Annotated in this window: 13 protein-coding genes; 3 read left to right on the forward strand and 10 right to left on the reverse strand. The window is 76.3% G+C overall.

Annotation, left to right across the window (positions count from 1 at the left end):
* Positions 1-130: 130 nt before the first annotated feature.
* The 3 genes from OMK64_RS07480 to imuA' are packed head-to-tail and all read right to left on the reverse strand — an operon-like array spanning position 131 to position 6,708.
* The gene (locus OMK64_RS07480) at positions 131-3,961 is read right to left on the reverse strand and encodes a PHP domain-containing protein (protein WP_272727451.1); all 3,831 of its coding nucleotides are present in this window, start codon (positions 3,959-3,961) and stop codon (positions 131-133) included.
* Entirely contained in the window at positions 3,954-5,864 is a 1,911-nt protein-coding gene (locus tag OMK64_RS07485) for a DNA polymerase Y family protein (RefSeq protein WP_272727452.1), read from the reverse strand. Before OMK64_RS07485 ends, OMK64_RS07480 begins: the two co-directional genes overlap by 8 nt.
* A 10-nt stretch (positions 5,865-5,874) precedes the next feature.
* Entirely contained in the window at positions 5,875-6,708 is an 834-nt protein-coding gene (gene imuA', locus OMK64_RS07490) for a DnaE2-dependent mutagenesis accessory factor ImuA' (protein WP_272727453.1), read from the reverse strand.
* Between the two features lie 688 nt (positions 6,709-7,396).
* Here imuA' and OMK64_RS07495 point away from each other — a divergent pair.
* From OMK64_RS07495 to OMK64_RS07505, 3 genes are all read left to right on the forward strand, one after another.
* Positions 7,397-7,936 (forward strand): YbhB/YbcL family Raf kinase inhibitor-like protein, encoded by a 540-nt coding sequence (locus OMK64_RS07495; RefSeq protein WP_272727454.1) that lies wholly within the window; start codon positions 7,397-7,399, stop codon positions 7,934-7,936.
* A complete protein-coding gene (locus OMK64_RS07500) occupies positions 7,933-8,514 on the forward strand; it encodes a YbaK/EbsC family protein (RefSeq protein WP_272727455.1) in 582 nt (193 codons plus the stop codon). The genes OMK64_RS07495 and OMK64_RS07500 overlap by 4 nt, the downstream gene beginning before the upstream one ends.
* A 78-nt stretch (positions 8,515-8,592) precedes the next feature.
* Positions 8,593-11,460, forward strand: a complete 2,868-nt coding sequence (locus OMK64_RS07505) for an AfsR/SARP family transcriptional regulator (RefSeq protein WP_272727456.1) — start codon at positions 8,593-8,595, stop codon at positions 11,458-11,460.
* Here OMK64_RS07505 and OMK64_RS07510 read toward each other — a convergent pair.
* From OMK64_RS07510 to OMK64_RS07540, 7 genes are all read right to left on the reverse strand, one after another.
* The gene (locus OMK64_RS07510; protein ID WP_272727457.1) at positions 11,457-12,578 is read right to left on the reverse strand and encodes a class I SAM-dependent methyltransferase; all 1,122 of its coding nucleotides are present in this window, start codon (positions 12,576-12,578) and stop codon (positions 11,457-11,459) included. The two genes, OMK64_RS07505 and OMK64_RS07510, sit on opposite strands and share 4 nt — an antisense overlap.
* 132 nt (positions 12,579-12,710) lie before the next feature.
* On the reverse strand, positions 12,711-13,268 hold the full coding sequence (locus OMK64_RS07515) for a hypothetical protein (RefSeq protein WP_272727458.1): 558 nt from the start codon (positions 13,266-13,268) through the stop codon (positions 12,711-12,713).
* A 188-nt stretch (positions 13,269-13,456) separates the two neighbouring features.
* Positions 13,457-14,311, reverse strand: a complete 855-nt coding sequence (locus OMK64_RS07520) for a TrmH family RNA methyltransferase (protein ID WP_272727459.1) — start codon at positions 14,309-14,311, stop codon at positions 13,457-13,459.
* 48 nt (positions 14,312-14,359) lie between these two features.
* Positions 14,360-15,676, reverse strand: a complete 1,317-nt coding sequence (locus OMK64_RS07525) for an endo-1,4-beta-xylanase (protein WP_272727460.1) — start codon at positions 15,674-15,676, stop codon at positions 14,360-14,362.
* Positions 15,677-15,738: 62 nt separating this feature from the next.
* Positions 15,739-16,998 (reverse strand): MFS transporter, encoded by a 1,260-nt coding sequence (locus OMK64_RS07530; protein ID WP_272727461.1) that lies wholly within the window; start codon positions 16,996-16,998, stop codon positions 15,739-15,741.
* A 103-nt stretch (positions 16,999-17,101) separates the two neighbouring features.
* Positions 17,102-17,995, reverse strand: coding sequence for an SDR family oxidoreductase (locus OMK64_RS07535; protein WP_272727462.1), 894 nt, complete (start codon positions 17,993-17,995; stop codon positions 17,102-17,104).
* Positions 17,996-18,084: 89 nt separating this feature from the next.
* Positions 18,085-19,992 carry an ABC transporter ATP-binding protein gene (locus tag OMK64_RS07540; protein ID WP_272727463.1) on the reverse strand — a complete coding sequence of 636 codons (1,908 nt, stop codon included), beginning with the start codon at positions 19,990-19,992 and terminating at the stop codon, positions 18,085-18,087.
* Between the last annotated feature and the right edge of the window lie 9 nt (positions 19,993-20,001).

A 20,001-nucleotide genomic window follows, 5' to 3' on the forward strand; every position in this document is an offset into this window, starting at 1 on the left:
AGGGCGGAGAGCGGGTCACGGACGGCGGCAGTCGGCGTGCGCGGTGGTGCGGACGCGCGGTGCGCCAGGGCAAGGGCGCCGGTCGGCGCGGTGGTGCGGACGGGCTCACGCGGGCGTCGGGCGTCGGCCGTCAGCGGAAGTCGCGGGACGTCGTGCGGACCTTGAGGGACAGGACGCCCAGGTGCTCGGCGACGAGGTTCGTGGCGCCGTCAGAGCGTTCGAGCCGGCCCCGGACGACGAGCGCCCGGGACGTGCGCGCGACCCGTCGGAACCGTTGCCACAGGCCCGCGGAGCACACGATGTTGAGCAGCCCCGTCTCGTCCTCGAGCGACAGGAACGTCACCCCGCCCGCGGTGCCGGGACGCTGCCGGTGCGTCACGACCCCCGCGACGGCGACGCGTCGCCCGGGCTCGTGGCGGAACGCGTCGACGACGCGCAGCACCCCCGCCTCGTCCAGGCCGTCGCGGACGAACTGCGTCGGGTAGGAGTCGACGGACACGCCCGTCGCCCACACGTCGGCCGTCGCGACCTCGACGTCGCTCAGCCCCGGCAGCGTCGGCGCCGCGACCCCGACGCTCACCCCCGGCAGCGTGTCCGGCCCCTCCTGCGCGAGCGCCCCCGCCGCCCACAGCGCCTCGCGGCGGGTCGCGCCCAGGCTGTCGAGCGCTCCGGCGGTCGCGAGCGCCTCGACCTGCACGGTGGTCAGCCGGACCCGTCGGACCAGGTCCCGCAGGTCGGCGAACGGGCCGTGCGCGACGCGCTCGTCGACGACCTTCTGCGCGACGTCCTCCCCCACCGACCGCACCGACGCGAGCCCCAGGCGCACCGCGAGCGACCGCGGCACGTCCGCGTCGGCGCCCGTGCGCACCCCCGCGGCGACGGCCGGACCGGTGCCGCTCGGCGCGGGGACCAGCAGCGGCTCCCCGCCCGGCGGCGTCGGGCCGGTGCGCTCGACGCACGCCTGCACGTCGGACGCCTGCACGTCGGGCCGCAGCACCTCGATGCCGTGCCGGCGGGCGTCGGCGGCGAGGCTCTGCGGTGAGTAGAAGCCCATCGGCTGCGCCGCGAGCAGCCCCGCGTAGAACGCGGCCGGGTGGTACACCTTCAGCCACGCGCTCGCGTACACGAGGAACGCGAACGAGTACGCGTGCGACTCGGGGAAGCCGAAGTCGGCGAACGCGCGCAGCTTCTCGTAGATCTGCTCCCCCACGTCCGGCCCGATGCCGTGCGACGCCATGCCCGACATGAGCCGCCCCTTGAGCGCCTCCATGCGTTCCGTCGAGCGCTTCGACCCCATCGCGCGGCGCAGCTGGTCGGCCTCCGCGGGCGTGAAGTCGGCGACGTCGATCGCCATCTGCATGAGCTGCTCCTGGAACAGCGGCACGCCCTTGGTCTTCGCAAGCGACTTCTCCAGCAGCGGGTGCAGGTACGTGACGGCCTGCCGGCCGTGCGCACGCTCGATGTACGGGTGCACCGAGTTGCCCTGGATGGGCCCGGGGCGGATGAGCGCGACCTCGATGACGATGTCGTAGAACGTGCGCGGCCGCAGGCGCGGCAGCGTGCCCATCTGCGCGCGCGACTCGACCTGGAACACCCCGACGGTGTCCGCGGCGCTCAGCAGGTCGTACACCCGCGCGTCCTCCGCGGGCAGCGCGTGCAGGTCGAGCTTCTCCCCCTCGTGCTTCTCGACGTCCGTGAACGCGAGCCGCAGCGCCGTGAGCATCCCGAGCCCCAGCAGGTCGAACTTCACGAGCCCCGCGTCGGCGCAGTCCTCCTTGTCCCACTGCAGGACCGTCCGGCCCGGCATGCGCGCCCACTCCACCGGGCACACCTCGATCACGGGCCGGTCGCACATCACCATGCCGCCCGAGTGGATGCCGAGGTGCCGCGGCAGCCGCAGGAACCGGTCGGCCAGGTCGACGACGTGCTCCGGGATCTCGTCGAGGTCGCTCGCCGCGGGCGGCAGCACCGCGGGGACGACGTCGTGCCCGTCGGACGTCGCCAGGCCCGGCACCTCGGTGCCGCGGGGCGACCGCGTCAGCACCGGCGGCGGCTCGTAGGTGTTGCCCCACATCGACGCCTTGGCGCGGCGCCGCTCGTCGCGCGCGGTGCTGACGGCCGTGGCCCGGTCGTGCGGCTCGCCTCCCGCACCACGACCCTCCGGCGGCCACAGCCCGACGTGCCCGTCGTGCGGGCGGTCGGGACGACCGGGTGACCCGGCGCGGCCGTCGTGCGGGCGGTCCGGTCGACCGGGCGACCCGACGTGCCCGTCGTGCGGGCGGTCCGGGCGGCCCGCCGCCGGAACCCCCTGCGGTCCGGCGGCGGGGGTCTCGGTGGGGCGCCGCCGGGCGGACGGTCCCGGCGGGCCGGGCGGGTGTGGTGACGGGCGCGCCGGCGGCGGGGGTGCCGGTGCGGGCTGCGGCGGACGCAGGCTGCCCCAGCGCTCGATGGACTTCGCCCACGCGTCCTGCTGCCCGGCGTCGTACCCGAGGGCCCGGGCGGCGTCGCGGATCGCCGAGCGCGGGCGGTACGAGATGACGTTCGCGACCTGCGCGGCGTGCGAGCGGCCGTGCTTCTCGAAGACGTACTGGATGACCTCCTCGCGGCGCGCGGACTCGATGTCGACGTCGATGTCCGGCGGCCCGTCGCGCTCGGGCGCGAGGAACCGCTCGAACAGCAGCCCGTGCCGCACCGCGTCGACGGCCGTGACGCGCAGCGCGTAGCAGACCGCCGAGTTCGCGGCCGAGCCGCGGCCCTGCGCGAGGATCCCGTGGTCGCGGCAGAACTTCACGAGGTCGTAGACGACGAGGAAGTACCCGGGGAACCCGAGGTCCTCGATGACGCGCAGCTCGTGCGCGAGCTGCGCGTACGCGCCGGGCACGCGCTCGTCATCGGGCGGCCCGTAGAGCTCGAGCGCGCCCTGCCGGACGAGCTCGCGCAGCCATGTCGCCTCGGTGTGCCCGTCCGGGACCGGGTACGGCGGCAGCTGCGGCGCGACGAGCGACAGGTCGAACGCGCACTCGGCGGCGAGCGCCGCCGCCGTGCCGACCGCCGACGGGTGCCGCCGGTGCAGCGCGAGCATCTCCTCCGCGGACCGCAAGTGCGCGACGGGGGCCGCGGGCAGCCAGCCGTCGAGGTCCTCGACCGACGAGCGGGCGCGCACGGCCGCGAGCGCCGCCGCGAGGTCCGCGTCGCGCGGCGTCGCGTAGTGCACGTTGCCCGTCGCGACGAGCGGGAGGCGCGCGTCGGCGGCGAGCGAGGCGAGCGCGTCGGCCCGTTCCGAGTCGTACGGGTCGGCCGACGCGGTGACCTCGACGGCGACGTTGTCCCGGCCGAACAGCGCGACGAGTCGGTCGAGCTCGGCGCGCGCCGCGTCCAGTCCGCCCGGCGCGACCCCGCCGACGCCCGACGGGTCGCCGCCCGCGAGCGCGCGCCGCACGGACCCCTTGCGGCAGCCCGTGAGCACGAGCCACTGGCCCGCGGCGTTCGCGGCGAGCTCCTCCAGGCGGTAGTCCGCGGCACCCTTCTCGCCCGTGCGCAGGTGCGCCTCGGCGATCGACCGGGACAACGCCCGGTATCCCGCGGGTCCGCGCGCGAGCACGAGCAGGTGCGACGCGCGGGGGTCGGGCACGCCCGTCGGCGGGTCCAGCACCGGCAGCCCCGGCGTGGCGCGCGTGCGCTCCCGCGCGTGCTTGCGACCGTCGGGGGCGGGCAGGTGCAGCTCCGCGCCGAACGCGGTGGGCAGCCCGACGGCCTTCGCGGCCTGCGAGAACCGGACGACGCCGTACAGCCCGTCGTGGTCCGTCAGCGCGAGCGCGTCGAGGCCCAGCCGGGCGGCCTCCGCGGCGAGCTCCTCGGGCTGGCTCGCGCCGTCGAGGAAGCTGAACGCCGAGTGCGCGTGCAGCTCGGCGTACCGCGGCGGGAAGGGCGCACGGGTACGCGTCGGTGGGCTGTCAGTCATACGTCGCCTCGCACGTCCAGCCGTCCGCGTCGCCGGCGAGCAGGACCGCGTCGCCGTCGTCGAACGCGACCTGCAGGTGCCCGCGCACGCCGACCCGTCCCCCGGTCCCCCACCAGCGCTCGCTCGACAGCCACGGCCCCGCCCACCCGGCGACCGCCCGTTCGCGCACACGCACCGGCTCGTCGCGCCCGTCCGACGTCACGCGCCCGGCCGACCATGCACCGCCGGACGGCCACCCGTCGGACGCGAGGAACCCCTCGGCCGGCGAGCGCCCGCGCGGCGAGGGGAACCCGCCCGTCCCTGTCGTGCGCGCCGACGCCCGTGCCACCGACGACGCGTCGGTGTCCGACGCGACCGGCCAGCGGACCGTCGCGGGCTCCCCGCGCAGGCCGACGCGCACGTCGAGGACCACCGGCCGCCCGGCGGCGTCACGCACGTCGACGGGGAGCGGACGCGCGAGGACGGTCGCGGGCGCCGGGTCCGGCAGCCGACCGGGCCAGGGCAGGTCGGCCGCGCGCGCGGCCTGCGTCTGCTCGCCCCACGGCTGCAGGTGGACCTGGTCGCGCACCCCGCGGCCGCCCTGCAGCGTCGCCGTGAGCACGCCCTGCCCGCCGACGATCCCCTGCACGCGGTCGAGCGCGCGGTGCGCCCGCAGGTCGCCGCCGGACGGCCCGCCCCACAGCCGCCCCTGCTCAGCCCCGGCGGGCGCGACGTCGAGCGCGGTGACGGCGAGCCGCACCAGCGTCACGGGGCGGACGTCGTCGTCGACCCACGGCTCGTCGACGAGGTCGTCGAACGCCCACGGGTCCTGCGCCCCGTCGCGGGCGGCCCGGGCACGCGCGGCGCGTGCCCGGGCGGCGCGGACGCGCTCGGGGGCGTCCTGCGCACGGCTGCGCGCGGTCGCGACGGCGGTGGACGACAGCCAGCTCTCGAGCTGCCAGCGGATGCGGTCGGTGATGCGCTGCGGCGTCAGCCCGCCGAACCCGCCGAGGTCGGTGCGCCACGTGCGGACCAGGTCGGTGCCGTCGTCGGTGCGCGCGGCGATCTGCATGCGACCGCACGTCACGGACCGGTGCACGAGCTGCGCGTGCAGGTCCTCGGCGAGGCGGCGGCCGGCGAACGTCGCGGTGTCGACGCGGTCGACCGGCGGGTCGAGCTCGGCGACGACCTCGAGGTCGGCCTCGGGACGGCGACGCGCCGGTGGGCGCTCGTCGTCGCCGCGCGCGAGCGTCTGCGCCCACACGCCGAGCCGCCCGAAGCGCGCGTGCACGTCGCCCGTCGGCAGCGCGGCGAGCTGACCCAGCGTGCGCAGGCCGAGCCGGTGCAGCAGGTCGACGAGATCGGCGACCTGCTGGGCGGCGTCCTCGGTGACGGCGGCATGCACGAGCTCGGTGACCCCACGCTGAGCGAGGAACGCGGGCGACGAGCCGGGCGGGACGACGGCCCCGGTGCGCGCGGCGACGACCGCCGCGAGCAGGCCGTCGGCGGTGCCGACCGCGCACTCGTGCCCCGCGTGCGCGGCGACGGCGTCGACGAGCCGTTCCGCGAGCACGTCCTCCGACCCGTGGTACCGGCTGGCACCCCCGGCGGGCAGCAGCAGGAGGCCGGCGCGCACGACCTCGATCCCGGCGACGACGGTCTCCGCCGCGCTCGCGACCGGCTCGAACAGGCGCACGTCGCGCACGTCGTCGGCGGGCAGCAGCACGAGCTCGGGGCAGCACCCCTGCGCCTGCCGTCGACGCATGCCGCGACGCACCCCCTCGACGCGCGCGAGCGCCGAGACGGCCGTGACGCGCCGCCCGTCGTGCACGGCGGCGGGCAGGTGCGCGGGAACCTCGTCGGCGGTGGTCGCGGCGACGACGGGCCAGTCGGGGACCCAGAGGACGGTGGTGCGGGTACTCACGACGCGCTCCTCACCCCACGAGCCGCAGACCGACGGCGGCCTGCTCCTCGACCTCGGCCGGTGCGGTCGGCACCGCGGGTGCGACCGGGGTGCCGGTCGAGGTGTCCGCCGACAGCGGCAGCGTGAGGTCCACGGACAGCGGGACGGCCGACCCGCCACGCCCCGACCGCGTGACGCGCAGCTCGTGCGTCCGCAGCCGCCCGTCGCCCGCGCCGACGCCCCACCAGCGCCCCGCCTCGACGGTCAGCACCGTCGACGCGCCCGGCCACGCGACGCTCGACAGCAGGACCGCACCGCGGTCCCGCGCACGGGCGGACAGCCGGCGGCGGTCGGTGTCGGTGAGCACGGCGTCCGGCCCGACGAGCACCACGTCGATGCCGTCGACGAGCGCCGCGACGACGGTCGCGGCGTCCTGCCCCGGGCGCGGCACGAGCGCGAGCCGCTCGAGCGCCACACCGGCCTCCGCGGCCGCGAGCAGCCCCACGGTCGGCTGCCCCACGACCGCCGCCCACGCACCGCCCGCGCAGGCGTGCGCGAGCATCGTCAGCACGAGCGAGGTCGACCCCACGACGGCCGTCGTGGCACCGCGGCGCAGCCCGTCGGGCAGCAACGGCGCGAGCCGGTCCGGGACGGGCAGCGGCGGCCGCTCGGCGGCGAGGACCCCGGCGGGACGGGTCGCGGCCGACCCCGGGTGCGACCGCGTCCACGCCTCGTCCGCGGCCCGCGACGGCACGGTGCGGTCGGTGGCAGCGGCGTGCGGCTGCGCGGTGCGGTCGGTGGGCACGGCGCCGGGCGCCGCGAACAACGCCGCAGCCGGCGCACCGTCGCGCTCGGACGCTGCCACTGTCCCGTCCGGGGACGCTTCGCGCACCACCGCACGCCGCGCGGACCAGGACCTGTCGTGCGCAGACGAGGACACGTCGTGCGTGGACGAGCCGTCGTGCCCAGCCGCGGACGGCTCTGCGCGGTGCGTCGGCCCCCCGCCGGACGACGGACGTGGCGCCCCGCGCACGGGGTCGGCCGCGAACGGCACGGGTGCCCCGCCGGCGGGCGCGGGCCGGGTGTCCGCCCCGTGCTGGGTGCCCTCGACAAGGCTCGCGGACGACTCGGCCGGACGCGTCCCGACCCGGACGCTGCGCGCCCCGGTCCGCAGCTCGGCGTGCGCCAGCACAGCCCGGGCCAGCTCGACCCGCGCCTGCTCGGACAGCACGCTCGCTGCCATCCGCACCCACCTCCAGCACAGGTGTACACCGCTGTGAACTGCGGCAACACCCGGAATCGCTCATCTGATCGAACATCTGTTCGAAGTATCTCAGTAGACGCTGACACCCGGAGGCGTGTCAATCGGAGCCACCCTCCCGGGCGATCACGACGCCCCCGCCGCCGCCCGAGAGCGACAACGGCCCGAGTGCGACACATCGATGTGTCGCTCTCGGGGCGAAGTCGCCACTCCCGCGCGCGACGCACGCGTCGACGTCCGGGGCACCGCCGAACCGCGCGCATCGCGGGCCGCACCGGGCGATGATGTCGCGATGACCTCGCTGACCCGTCCCGTCGCCCCCGACCCGTACTCGCTGCTGCCCGCGGTGCCGTCGTTCGAGCTGCGCAGCGACGACGTCGCGCACGGCGACCGCCTCCCCGACGTGCACACCAACACCCCGGCGGGCGCCAACGTGTCGCCGCACCTGGCGTGGTCGGGCTTCCCGCCCGAGACGCGCTCGTTCGTCGTGAGCTGCTTCGACCCGGACGCCCCCGGCCCGGCCGGCTGGTGGCACTGGACGCTCGTGGACGTGCCCGCGACGACGACCGAGCTCGCGACGGGCGCGGGGTCGGCCGGCTCCACCGCCCTGCCGCGCGGGGCCTTCGCGCTCCGCGGCGACGACGGCGAGGCCGCCTACATCGGCGCCGCTCCCCCGCCCGGCGACCAGGTGCACCGGTACTTCTTCGTCGTGCACGCGCTCGACACCGACTCGCTCGGCGTCGGCCCCGACGCCATGCCCGGCGCGGTCAACACCGCCGTCGTCTTCCACACGCTCGCGCGTGCCGTGCTCGTCGGGACGTACCAGCGATGACGGCGGGCCTGACGACGCTCGGCTCTCTGACCTGGGTCCGCGCGCTCGACCGCCCCGACCTGCTGGCGGACCCGGTGCGCGCGGCGGTCGAGGCGTGGGCCGCCGCCGACGACCGCGTCGCGGACGCCGTGGTCGTCACCGAGATCGATCCCGACCTGGCGGACACCGCGGCGCTCACGGCCGCCTACGACCTGCCGCCCGCGGCCTCGGCGAACTGCGTGCTGGTCGCGGGGCGCCGCGAGGGCGAGGAGCGCGTCGCCGCGGCCGTGGTGCGCGCGACGACGCGCGCCGACGTCAACAACGCGGTCAAGCGGCTGCTCGACGTGCGCAAGGCGTCGTTCCTGCCGACGGACCGGGCCGTCGCGGAGTCCGGCATGGAGTACGGCGGCATCACGCCGCTCGGCCTGCCCGCGGGCTACCGGGTGCTCGTCGACGCGCGCGTCGCGGCCGACGACCCGGCTGCGGGTCCGGTCGTCGTGATCGGCAGCGGCCTGCGCCGCTCGAAGGTCGCGCTGCCGGGCACGCTGCTCGCGTCGGCGCCGGGCGTCGAGGTGGTCGACGGGCTCGCCCTGGCCTGACGGCGGGACGCCGGCCCGCCGCGCGAGCCTCGCCCAGGACGACGCCACGACCCGGGTGCCACCCCTAGCATCGGCGCTGTGACGGACCGTCCCCGGTACCGCGTCCTCGGCCCGCTCGAGGTGCGCCGCGGTGGGACCGTCGTGCGGGTCGTCGGGCCGCAGCAACGCGCGCTGCTGGCCGTCCTGCTGGCGCACCGCGGGCAGCCGGTGGGCGACGACACGCTCGCGGACGCGCTGTGGCCGGACGGCCCGCCGCCGTCCGCCCGGCACACCCTGCGCACGCACGTGTCACGCCTGCGGGCGCTCGTGGGTGACGACGTCAAGACCCTCGACGGTGGCTACGCGCTCGACGCACCCGCGGACACCACCGACGCGGGCGCGTTCGAGGCGGCGCTCCGCACCGCGGTGGACGAGGAGCCTCCCGACGCCGCCGCCGCGCTCGAGTCCGCGCTCGCGTCGTGGCACGGCCCCGCGTTCGGACGCGCGGCCGAGCTGCCGTCCGTGGCGCCGGAGGCACGGCGCCTCGACGCGCTGCGCCTCGACGCACGCCAGCGGCTCGCGGAGGTCCTCGTCGCTGCGGGACGCCCGCAGGACGCGGTCGCGGTGGCGGACGCGCTCACGGCCGCCGACCCCTACCGCGAGCCGGCGTGGGCCGTCGCCGTGCGCGCCCGCACCGCGGCCGGACGACCCGCCGACGCGCTCGCGACGTACGCACGCGCGGCAGCGACGCTCGACGAGCTCGGCCTGCTGCCCGGCGCGGAGCTGCGGTCCGCGCAGACGCAGGCGCTCGCTGCCGGCACGACCGCCGACGCGGGCTCACCCGCGCCCCACGACGCCGCCGCAACGCCGACGGCCGGACGGCAGCCCCCGGCCCCGCGGACGTCCTACGTGCCGGGTCCCGGCACGCTCGACGCCGTCCGCGCGCTGCTCGACGACGGGCGGCTCGTCACGCTCGTCGGTCCGGGCGGGGTCGGCAAGACACGGGCGGCGCTCGAGGTCGTGCGCGTCCTCCCGGCGGGCGGCGCGCGCTTCGTCGAGCTGGGTGCCGTGCGGGAACCGGACGCGGTCCCCGCGGCGGTCGTCGCGGCGGCGGGCCTGAGCCCCGCGGCGGGCCCGCCGGCGGAGGCGCTCACCGCGCTCGCGGCGCGCGACCTGGTGCTCGTGCTCGACAACTGCGAGCACGTCGTCGACGCGGTCGCGGACGTCGTCGAGAGCCTCCTGGAGCACCCCGGACCGCTGCGGGTGCTCGCCACCAGCCGGGAGCCGCTCCGTGTCCCGGGCGAGCACGTCCACGCCGTCATGCCGCTCGCCGCGACCGACGCCACCGTGCTGTTCGTCGACCGCGCGCGGGCGGCCGGGGCGGCCACGAGCGTCGACGACCCGGCGGTCGGCCGCGTCGTCGACCTGCTCGACGGGCTGCCGCTGGCGCTGGAGATGGCGGGGGCGCGCGCCGCGGCGCTGTCGACCGCCGACCTCGCCGACGAGCTCGCGCACCGGCTGGGCGACCTCGCGCACGCGGGTCGTGGCGTCGACGCACGGCACGCGTCGCTCACCGCGCTCGTCGCCTGGTCCCGCGACCTGCTCGACCCCGTGCAGCGCCGGGCGCTCGACGGCTGGCCAGTGCTCGCCTCGGCGGTCCCGCCGGGTGACGCCGCGACCGTGCTGGCGGTCCCGCGGCACGCGGTCGAGGCGCTCGCCGCGCGCTCGCTCCTCGTGCGCGACGACGCCGACGGGCGTACGCGGCTCCGGATGCTGCGCACCGTCCGGGCGGTCGTCGGCGAGCCGCCCGACGACGACCCCGTGCGCGCACGCCACGCGGCGACCGTCGCCGACCTGCTCGGCGCCGCCGACGCACGGCTGCGAGGGCCGGGCGAGGCCGCCGCCCGGTCCCGGCTGGACGGGCTCCTCGCCGAGGCGCGCGCCGCGCACGCGTGGTCGCGACGGCACGACGTGGCCTGCGCGGTCCGGATCACCCGCGCGCTGCACGACCACGCCGTCGACGGGCTGCACGACGAGGCGCTCGGATGGGCGGCCCAGCTCGTCGCCGACGGCGGCGGGTCCGCCCACCCGGCCGCGCACGTGTCGCTCGCGTCGCGGCTCGTCCTCGGCGGGCGGCACGTCGAGGGGGCCGGCCACGCGCGACGGGCGCTCGCGACCGCGGACGACCCCGTCGACCGCATGCACGCCCTCGAGGCCCTCGCCGACGCGGCGCTGTTCGAGGGCGAGCTGGACGACGCGGCCGCGCTCGGCGACGCGCTCGCCGGGCTCGCGACGAGGACGGGGGCACCGCACCTCGTCGGCGTGGGGCACAGCTACCGGGTGCTGCGGCTGGCGTACACCGGCGGGACGGCGGCGGCGCGCGACGCGCTGGCCCGCTGCCGCGACGCGGTCGACGCAGCGGCGGCAGCCGCGTCGCCGCCCGGGCCGACGACCGCGGGCTGGCTCGCGTTCCTCGAGGGCGAGGTCGAGGCGGACGCCGACCCCGACGCGGCGCTCACGGCGCTGCGGACCGCGCGCGACCTGGCCGCGGCGGGAGGCAACCGGTACCTCGGCGGGGTGGCCAGGTCGGCGGCGACCGCGCTGCTCGCGCGGCACGGCGACCCGGCGGCGGTCCACGACGACGTCGCGGAGGTGCTGCGCTGGTGGCGCGAGGCCGGTGACCGCACACACCTCGTCACGACCCTGCGGAACCTGCTGGTGCTGCTCGCGCGGGCGGGCGACGACGCAGGCGCCGCGACCCTCTGGGGGACGGTCGTCGCGGCGCACGGCGTCCCGGCGGCCTACGGGACGGAGCGTGACCGGCTGGACGGGCTGCGGAGCACGCTCGTCGGCCGCCTGGGCGCCGACCGGTTCGCGGTGCTCGTGGCGCGCGGCGCGGCGCGGACGCCGGAGCAGGCCGCCGACGACGTGGTCGCCGGCGGCCCGTCCCGGGTGCGGGCGCCCTAGAGCACGAGCCGGTAGAACCGGAAGAAGTCGTTCTCCACGTCGAGCACCTCGGCCCGCGCGAACCCGGCAGCCCGCGCGTACCCGTCGAGCACGTCCGGCCGGAGCACCGTGCCCGTGCCGACGCTCCCGGGCTGCGACATGCCGTCGGGCAGGCACACGCCGAGCGAGTAGCCGTAGAACAGCCGCTCGACCGGCCCCGCGGGCGCCGTGAAGCGCTCCTGCGTGCGCTCGTCCATGACGAGCACGAAGCCCCCCTCGCGGACCAGGCGCCGGGCGGACGCGAGCACGCCGACCGGGTCGGGCATGTCGTGCACGCACTCGAACGCCGTCACGACGTCGAAGGCACCGGCGCCGTCGGCCGCGTGCGCCGCGTCGCCCGCCCGGAACGTGACGCGGTGCTCGAGCCCGTGCGCGGCGGCGTGCCGACGCCCGGCGGCGACCGACGGCTCGTCCACGTCGAGCCCGACGACGGCGACGTCGGCGAACGCGCGTGCCATCGCGATGCTCGACCAGCCCTCGCCGCAGCCGACGTCCGCGACGCGTGCACCGGCGCGGAGCAGGGCGTGCAGCTCGGGGACGGCGGGCACGACCTCGTCGACGAACGGCCCGAGGAAGAAGGGCCGGTTGACGGCCGCCTGCGACTCGCGCGCGTCGGCGCCGAGCCGCGACCACGGCACGCCACCGCCCGTGCGGTACGCGTCGAGCAGGTCGTCGACGGCGCGGCCGCTCGCCACCTGCAGGCGCGCGAGCGGTCCCAGGTAGGACCCGGAGTCGTGGTCGGTGAGGACCTCGGCGGCGCCGGGCGTGAGGGCGTACCGCCGGTCGGCGGCGTCGACTCGGTCGTCGGTCGTCACGAAGCCGGCGACGGCCTGGTGCTCGAGCCACTCGCGCGCGTACCGCTCGTGCGTCCCGGTCGCGCGCGCCAGCTCGACGGAGGTGGTGGGACCCTCGTGCGCGAGCGTGCGGTACCAGCCGAGGCGGTCCCCCGCGTAGACGGCGAGGACCTCCTGCGCGCCGAGCAACGCGGCGAGGACGCGGTTCGCGACGTCGTCGGTCCCGGTGCCGACGGGCTGGAAGAGGTCGGACGACGAGACGCGCTCGTCGAGGAGGTCGGTCATGGTGTGCTCCTGGTGCTGCCCGGCGGACCGGGACGAACGGGACAGGAGCAGGTCACCACCGACCGGTCGCAGCCGGGTCGCAGGACGGTCGCTACGGGTCGCGGCGGGGGCGCGCGAGGCGCCCGGACGGTGTCAGCGACGGTGCGGCAGCGCGCGTCCCCAGACGGTCTGCCCCGGCACGCGCGGCGCCGACGGCGCCGGGGCGTACGTCCGCGCGAGCAGCGACTCGAGCTGGCGGGTCGCCGCGAGCAGGTGCACGGTCGCGTCGGGCTCGTCGGCCCATGCCTCGGGCGACGCGAGGACACGGGCGGCTGCCCGGGCGTCGGGCTGGAGGTCGAGCGCGTGCTGCTCGGTCAGCAGCACGGTGTGCCCGCCGTGCGCGCCGAGCCCGAGCCGGTCGCGGCCACCTCGGCGTCGTCGCGACGCGGGCTTGCGGTGGGTGCCCGTGAGCACGGCGGCGACCAGGCCTGCCGTGGCGTAGGTGGACTGCGGGAAGGCGTAGCACGCGAACCGGAAGCCGTCGGCTGCGGAGCGCAGCTCGTGACGGAGGCGCTCGGCGACCGCGTCGACGTCGACGGACCCGGGGACGACGTCGAGGGTCGCGTCGATCTCCGCGTGCTGGAAGGTGAGGCGCTCGAGGAAGTCGAGGGCGGGGTGGGCGTCGAACGCCCCGGGGCCCCATGCGGCCACGTCCTACCTCCGTCCTCGTGGTACTCGTGCTCCTGCGGCGCACGCGAGCACAGCGAGGACCGCAGACGCCGGCGTCAGCCTCCGAGACTGCCGCACGCCACCGACATCGCGCACCCCGATTCGCCCGAGCGGACCCGTGTGCGTCTCGTCACACGTGACGCACGGACGGTCCCTCGATCGACACCGGGTCAGGCGCGCGTCGCCCAGAACGCCACGGCGGCCGCGGCGGCGACGTTGAGCGAGTCCACACCCCCGGCCATCGGGATGCGCACGACGAGGTCCGACGCGGCGACGGTGGCGGGCTTGAGGCCGTGCCCCTCGGCGCCGAGGACGAGCGCGAGCCGCTCGGGCGGGTCGGCGACGAGCTCGTCGAGGGTGAGCGCGTCGTCGGCCAGCGCGAGCGACGCGGTCACGAACCCGTGCGCGCGCAGCTCGTCGATGCCGCCGGGCCACGGGTCGATACGCGTCCACGGCACCTGGAAGACGGTCCCCATCGACACCCGGACCGACCGCCGGTACAGCGGGTCGGCGCAGCGCGGCGTGACGAGCACGGCGTCGACGCCGAGCGCCGCCGCGGAGCGGAAGGCCGCGCCGACGTTGGTGTGGTCGACGACGTCCTCGAGCACCGCGACGCGCCGCGCACCGGCCCCGTCGCGCGCACCCGCGAGCACGTCCGCGACCGGCGCGAGCGGCGGGCGGTGCATCGCCGCGAGGGCGCCGCGGTGCACGTGGAAGCCGGTGATGGCCTCGAGCACGGCCTCCTCGGCGACGTAGACCGGCACGGTCGTGCCGTCGTCGGGCAGCTCGTCCGGCAGCTCGTCGAGCATGCGCTCGAGGTCGGGCACCCACCGCGGCGCGAGCAGCACGGACCGCGGCCGGTGCCCGGCCCGCAGTGCGCGGCCGAGCACGGTCGACGACTCCGCGATGTAGAGGCCCTTCTCGGGCTCGTGCCGGGAGCGCAGCGCGACGTCGGTCAGCGAGACGTAGTCGGCGAGCCGCGGGTCGGACGGGTCGGTGACGGGCTGCAGGTCCGGGCGTGGCACGCGCCCATCCTCCCAGCCGCGCGCCACGCTCCCGGCACGGGGCGACGGTCAGGCCGGCAGACGCACCTCGACCGGCCCGGCGGCGTCGCGGTCGAGCGCGAACGGCACCGCGTGGTCACCGACCGTCACGGTGTAGTCGCCGAGGAACCCGCGGACCGGCACGGTCCCGTCGTCGTCGGTGCGCAGCGTCGTCGGCGCGAGCCACCACTCGTCGCGCACGAGCCGCCGCAGCGTGTCGTACGCGGGCTTGGGCGTGCCGTCGCGGCGCACGAGCCCGGCAGGGGCCCCGAGCCACGCGCCCTCGTCGGCGATCCCCCAGTACGTCGTGGAGGCGACCGCGGGGTGCGACAGCAGCGTGCGGTAGTGCCGCTCGAGCTCGTCGGCCTGGCGCGCCTCGCCCTCGGGCGTCGACGGCCACGAGTCGACCCGGTGGTCGTTGAGGTCGTCGATGTGTGCGGGCATGAGGTCGCCCGACACGAGCGTCGTCTCGGTGAGGTGCAGCGGCAGGCCGAACCGCGCGAAGCGGTCGAGGATGCGCAGCGTCTTCTCCTCGCCCCAGTAGCCCTGGTGCATGTGGGACTGCAGGCCGAGCGCGTCGACCTGGATGCCGGCCTCGAGCACGCCCTCGATCAGGCACTCGTACGCGGTCGACATGTCGAAGTCGTTGAGCAGCAGCGTCGCGCCCGGGTTGGCGGCGCGGGCCGTCTCGAACGCGAGGCGGATCGTCGGGATGCGTCCGCGGTCCCACGCGAGGCGCGTGAGCCCGTTCGGCTCCTTGTCGAAGACCGGCATGATGACGACCTCGTTGATGGCGTCCCACGTGTCGACGACGCCCGCGAACGCGGTGACGTCGCGCGTGATGCGGTCCCGCACCGCGGCCTCCACCTCGTCGACGGGCAGGTCGCGCAGCCACGCGGGTGCGACGGTGTGCCAGGCGAGCGGGTGTCCCTTGACGTGCGCGCCACGCTCGGCGAACCAGCGTGCGGCACGCAGCATGCGGTCGGTGTCGGGTCGGCCGCGCTCACGCTCGAACTGCCCCCAGTAGAACGGGAGCGTCACGGTGTTGAAGACGTCGAACCACAGGTCGGCGAGCGCGGGCGCGGACTCGACGCTGGCACCGCCGAACAGGGACGGCGCGTCGGCGGTCTCGCCGTTCGCGAGGCCGATGAGGTCGAAGCCGATGCAGCCGAAGGCGAAGGCGTGCCGGGTCTGCTCGACGACGACGTCGGCGCCGCGCAGCGGCTCCCCGTCGGTTCCGCGCAGCAGGAGGCGGACGTCGGCGGTGCGGTGCGCGAGCGTGGGATCGGCGCCCCGTGCGGCGGTCGCGGTGGTCGTCGTGCGGGGAGCGTGCGAGAGCTGGGTCATGGGGTTGCGCGTGTCCTCGTGGTCGTCGTCGACCGGGTCGGGCTCACCCGGGTTCGATAACGTTATCGAACTCCGCCGGTCGTCGCGTCCACCAACACCCCTCCGGACGCCTCACGCTGCAGCGCCGCGCCGCCGACCCAGCTCGCGACGGCCCCGACGACCGCGATCACCGGCACGACGACGAACGCCGTGTGCGCCCCGACGACGTCCGCGAGCGCACCCAGCGCGAACGGCGCGACGCCGATCGCGATGCCGCCCGCGAGCGTCGCGCGCGCCTGCGCCCGATCCCCCTGGCCCGGCGCCGCAGCGAGCAGCAGCGAGATCGACAGCGGGTACTGCGCGCCGTACCCGAACCCGGCCACGACGAGGCCGGCGAGCGCGACGCCCGGCACCGTGGCGGTCCACAGGATCGCCCACCCGACGATCGCCACGCCGAACGCGACGACGAGCAGCAGCGCGGGCCGCACGCGCAGCGACAGGGGCGCGACGACGAACCGCACGGCCGTCATGCCCGCGACGAGCCCCGCGGTGGTCGCGGCCGCGATGCCCGCGCCGGCGCCCGTCTGCTCGCGCACGAGGTCGGTCGCCCAGTACGTCGTCGCGTTCTCGAGCGCGATGGCCGCGACGATGGCGGCGAGGAACCACCACGTCGGTGCACCGGCGCGGCGCGGGTGCGCGGGCACGTCGACGGTCGGCACGTCGGGCACGGGCGTGCCGTCAGCGAGCGCGGCCCGCTCGGCCGGCGTCATCGCGCCCCCGACGGGCTCCCGTGACACGAGCACCGCGGTGACGACCGCGAGCGCCGCGGTCACCGCGACGGCCGGCCGCCAGCCGAACCCCGCCGCGACGCACGCGCCCACCGCGAGCGGCCCGACCAGACCCACCCCGGACCCGACGCCGTTCGCCTCGGTGACGGCCGCCGACGCCGCAGGACCGTGGTGCTGGGCGAGGCCCGGCTGGGCCGAGCTGATCGCGAGGTTGCCGCCGATCGCCAGCACGAACATGCCGAGCAGGCTGACCGCGAGCGTCCCCGCGGTGAGCAGGACCGTGATGCCGACGACCACCACGGCGCACGACGCGAGCAGCGTCCAACGCCGGCCGCGGGCTCGCACCGACCGCGGCGTGAGGAACGCCGTGAGGATCGCGCCGGCTGCCATCGCGGTGCCGTGGAGGCCCGCCTGTGCTCCCGTCAGGTCGAGGTCGTCGGCGAGCAGCGGCACGCTCGGGTTGAAGGAGTAGAGCAGCCACCCCCACACGACGAAGCAGCCGTACAGCGCGACGGTGAAGCGGTCGCGTCGGAGCCGCGGGTGCGAGGGGGTCATGCGGGCACAGTACGTCGCAGCGGACGCACGTCCGTCGGGCCGGAGGTCCCGCCGCGGCCGGTGCACCCGATCGGCCGCAGCGGGAGCCCTGCGGACGGCCTGGTCAGAGCGGCTTGCCGCCCGTCACCGCGATGTAGTCGCCGCTCACGTAGCTCGCCTCCTGCGACGCCAGGAAGACGTAGGCCGGGGCCAGCTCGGCGGGCTGCCCGGCGCGGCCGAGCGGCGTGTCCGAGCCGAACGAGTCGACCTTCTCGGGGTCCATCGTCGCGGGGATCAGCGGCGTCCAGATCGGGCCGGGGCAGACGGCGTTGACGCGGATGCCCTTCTCGCCGAGCTGCTGCGCGAGGCCGCGCGTGAAGTTGAGGATGCCGGCCTTCGTCGTCGCGTAGTCGAGCAGGGGCGGGCTCGGCTGCTGCGCCTGGATCGAGCTCGTGTTGATGATCGACGACCCGGGCTGCATGTGCGGCACGGCGGCCTTGGTGATCCAGAACAGCGCGTACAGGTTGGTCTTGAAGACGCGGTCGAGCTGCTCGGTGGTGATGCCGAGCAGGCCGTCCTCCTGCGCCATCTGGTACGCCGCGTTGTTGACGAGGACGTCGATGCCGCCGAGCTCGCGCACGGTCGTCTCGACGAGCTCGACGCACGTCTGCTCGTCCCGGATGTCCCCGGGGGCGTGCACGGCACGACGACCGGCCTCCTCGACGAGCCGCGCGGTCTCCTTCGCGTCGGCCTCCTCCTCCGGGAGGTAGGACAGGACGACGTCGGCGCCCTCGCGGGCGAACGCGAGCGCGACGGCACGGCCGATGCCGGAGTCGGCGCCGGTGATGAGAGCGCGCTTGCCCGCGAGCCGGTCGGCGCCCTTGTACGACTCCTCGCCGTGGTCGGGCTTGTGGTCCATCTCGCGGGTGAGGCCCGGGTGGGGGATCTGCTCGGGCGACTGCGCGTCCTCACCGGGCTGCTGCGAGCGGGGGTCCTGGGGGGTCGTCTGGTCCGTCATCGGTCCATCGTCGTCACGCGGTTCCGCGGAGCGCCACCGGAACGCGTGTCCAGGTGCGGCGCCCCGAGCCCGCGGCGCCGCACCGAACGTCACTCGTCGGCCGTCACCGCCGCCGCGAACTGGCTCGCGTACAGCCGCGCGTACGCGCCGTCGGCCGCGAGCAGCTCCTCGTGCGAGCCCTGCTCGACGATCGACCCGTGCTCCATCACGAGGATGGTGTCGGCGTCACGGATCGTCGACAGGCGGTGCGCGATGACGAACGACGTCCGCCCGGCGCGCAGCGCGTTCATCGCCTGCTGGACGAGCACCTCGGTGCGCGTGTCCACGGACGACGTGGCCTCGTCGAGGATGAGGATCGCCGGGTCCGCGAGGAACGCGCGCGCGATGGTGAGCAGCTGCTTCTCCCCCGCCGACACGGTGGCGCCCTCGTCGTCGACCTTCGTGTCGTAGCCGTCGGGCAGCGTCCGAACGAACCGGTCGACGTGCGTGGCCTGCGCCGCGGCGACGATCTCCTCGTGCGTCGCCGCGTCGACGCCGTAGGCGATGTTCTCCGCGAGCGTGCCGCCGAACAACCACGTGTCCTGCAGCACCATGCCCATCTGCGAGCGCAGCTCGTCGCGCGTGAGGTCCCGCGTGTCGACGCCGTCGAGCGTGATGCGGCCGGAGTCGACGTCGTAGAACCGCATGAGCAGGTTCACGAGCGTGGTCTTGCCGGCGCCGGTCGGCCCGACGATCGCGATGGTCGCGCCCGGCTCGGCGACGAGCGACAGGTCGTCGATGAGGGGCGTGCCCGGGTCGTAGCGGAACGCGACGTGCTCGAACGTCACGCGCCCGCGCACGGGCCGGTCCAGCGGAGTGGCGGGCGACGGGTCGGGCGTCTGCTCGGGCGCGTCGAGCAGCTCGAACACGCGCTCGGCCGACGCGACTCCCGACTGCAGGAGGTTCGCCATGGACGCGATCTGCGTGATCGGCTGCGTGAACTGCCGGCTGTACTGGATGAACGCCTGCACGTCGCCGATGCTCATGGTCCCCGACGCGACCCGCAGGCCGCCGACGACCGCGACGACGAGGTAGTTGAGGTTCGCGAGGAAGCCGAGCGCGGGCTGGATGATCCCCGAGATGTACTGCGCCTTGAACGACGCCTCGTACAGGGCCTCGTTGCGCTCGTCGAACGTCTGGGCGGCCTCGTGCTGGCGGCCGAAGACGGTGACGAGGGCGTGCCCGGTGAACATCTCCTCGATGTGCGCGTTGAGCTTGCCGGTCCACGCCCACTGGTCGATGAACTGCGGGCGGGACCGCTTCGCGATCGCTCCTGCGACCATGACCGACGCCGGGACGGTGACGAGCGCGACGACCGCGAGCAGGGGTGAGATCCAGAACATCATCGCGAGCACGCCGACGACGGTGAGCACGGACGTGATGAGCTGCGAGAGCGTCTGCTGCAGGGACTGGGCGACGTTGTCGATGTCGTTGGTGACGCGGCTCAGCAGCTCGCCGCGCGGCTGGGAGTCGACGTACGACAGCGGCAGGCTCGACAGCTTGCGCTCGACGCGCTCGCGCAGGCGGTACACGGTCCGCTGCACGACGCCCGCGGTGATGCGGCCCTGCAGCCAGCCGAACAGGAACGACCCGAGGTAGACGAGCGCGACGACGAGCAGCAGGTCGCGCAGCTGCACGAAGTCGACGCCCTGCCCGGGCACGACGTCGGTGCCCTGGAGCATGTCGGCGACCTGGCCCTGGCCCTGCGCCCGCAGCCCGTCGATGGCCTGCTGCTTGGTGAGGCCTGCGGGCAGCTGGCCGCCGATCCAGCCGTCGAAGATGAGGTTGGTCGCGTTGCCGAGCAGCTTCGGCCCGACCACGGCGAGGACGACCGACGCGACGCCGAGGACGAGCACCGCGACCAGCGGGACCCGCTCGGGCCGCAGCTCGCGCAGGAACCGGCGCCCGGACCCGCGGAAGTCCATCGACTTCTCGCCCGGCATGCCCATGCTGCCCATCGGACCGGG

The sequence above is a fragment of the Cellulomonas fimi genome, assembly GCF_028527925.1.
Taxonomy (GTDB): domain Bacteria; phylum Actinomycetota; class Actinomycetes; order Actinomycetales; family Cellulomonadaceae; genus Cellulomonas; species Cellulomonas fimi_C.

Bases quoted from the DNA above. Each gene is read 5' to 3' on its own strand.
- OMK64_RS07500 (WP_272727455.1), top strand. From the start codon at position 7,933: ATGACGGCGGGCCTGACGACGCTCGGCTCTCTGACCTGGGTCCGCGCG.
- OMK64_RS07510 (WP_272727457.1), bottom strand. From the start codon at position 12,578: ATGACCGACCTCCTCGACGAGCGCGTCTCGTCGTCCGACCTCTTCCAG.
- OMK64_RS07525 (WP_272727460.1), bottom strand. From the start codon at position 15,676: ATGACCCAGCTCTCGCACGCTCCCCGCACGACGACCACCGCGACCGCC.
- OMK64_RS07495 (WP_272727454.1), top strand. From the start codon at position 7,397: ATGACCTCGCTGACCCGTCCCGTCGCCCCCGACCCGTACTCGCTGCTG.
- OMK64_RS07530 (WP_272727461.1), bottom strand. From the start codon at position 16,998: ATGACCCCCTCGCACCCGCGGCTCCGACGCGACCGCTTCACCGTCGCG.
- OMK64_RS07540 (WP_272727463.1), bottom strand. From the start codon at position 19,992: ATGGGCAGCATGGGCATGCCGGGCGAGAAGTCGATGGACTTCCGCGGG.
- OMK64_RS07535 (WP_272727462.1), bottom strand. From the start codon at position 17,995: ATGACGGACCAGACGACCCCCCAGGACCCCCGCTCGCAGCAGCCCGGT.
- OMK64_RS07480 (WP_272727451.1), bottom strand. From the start codon at position 3,961: ATGACTGACAGCCCACCGACGCGTACCCGTGCGCCCTTCCCGCCGCGG.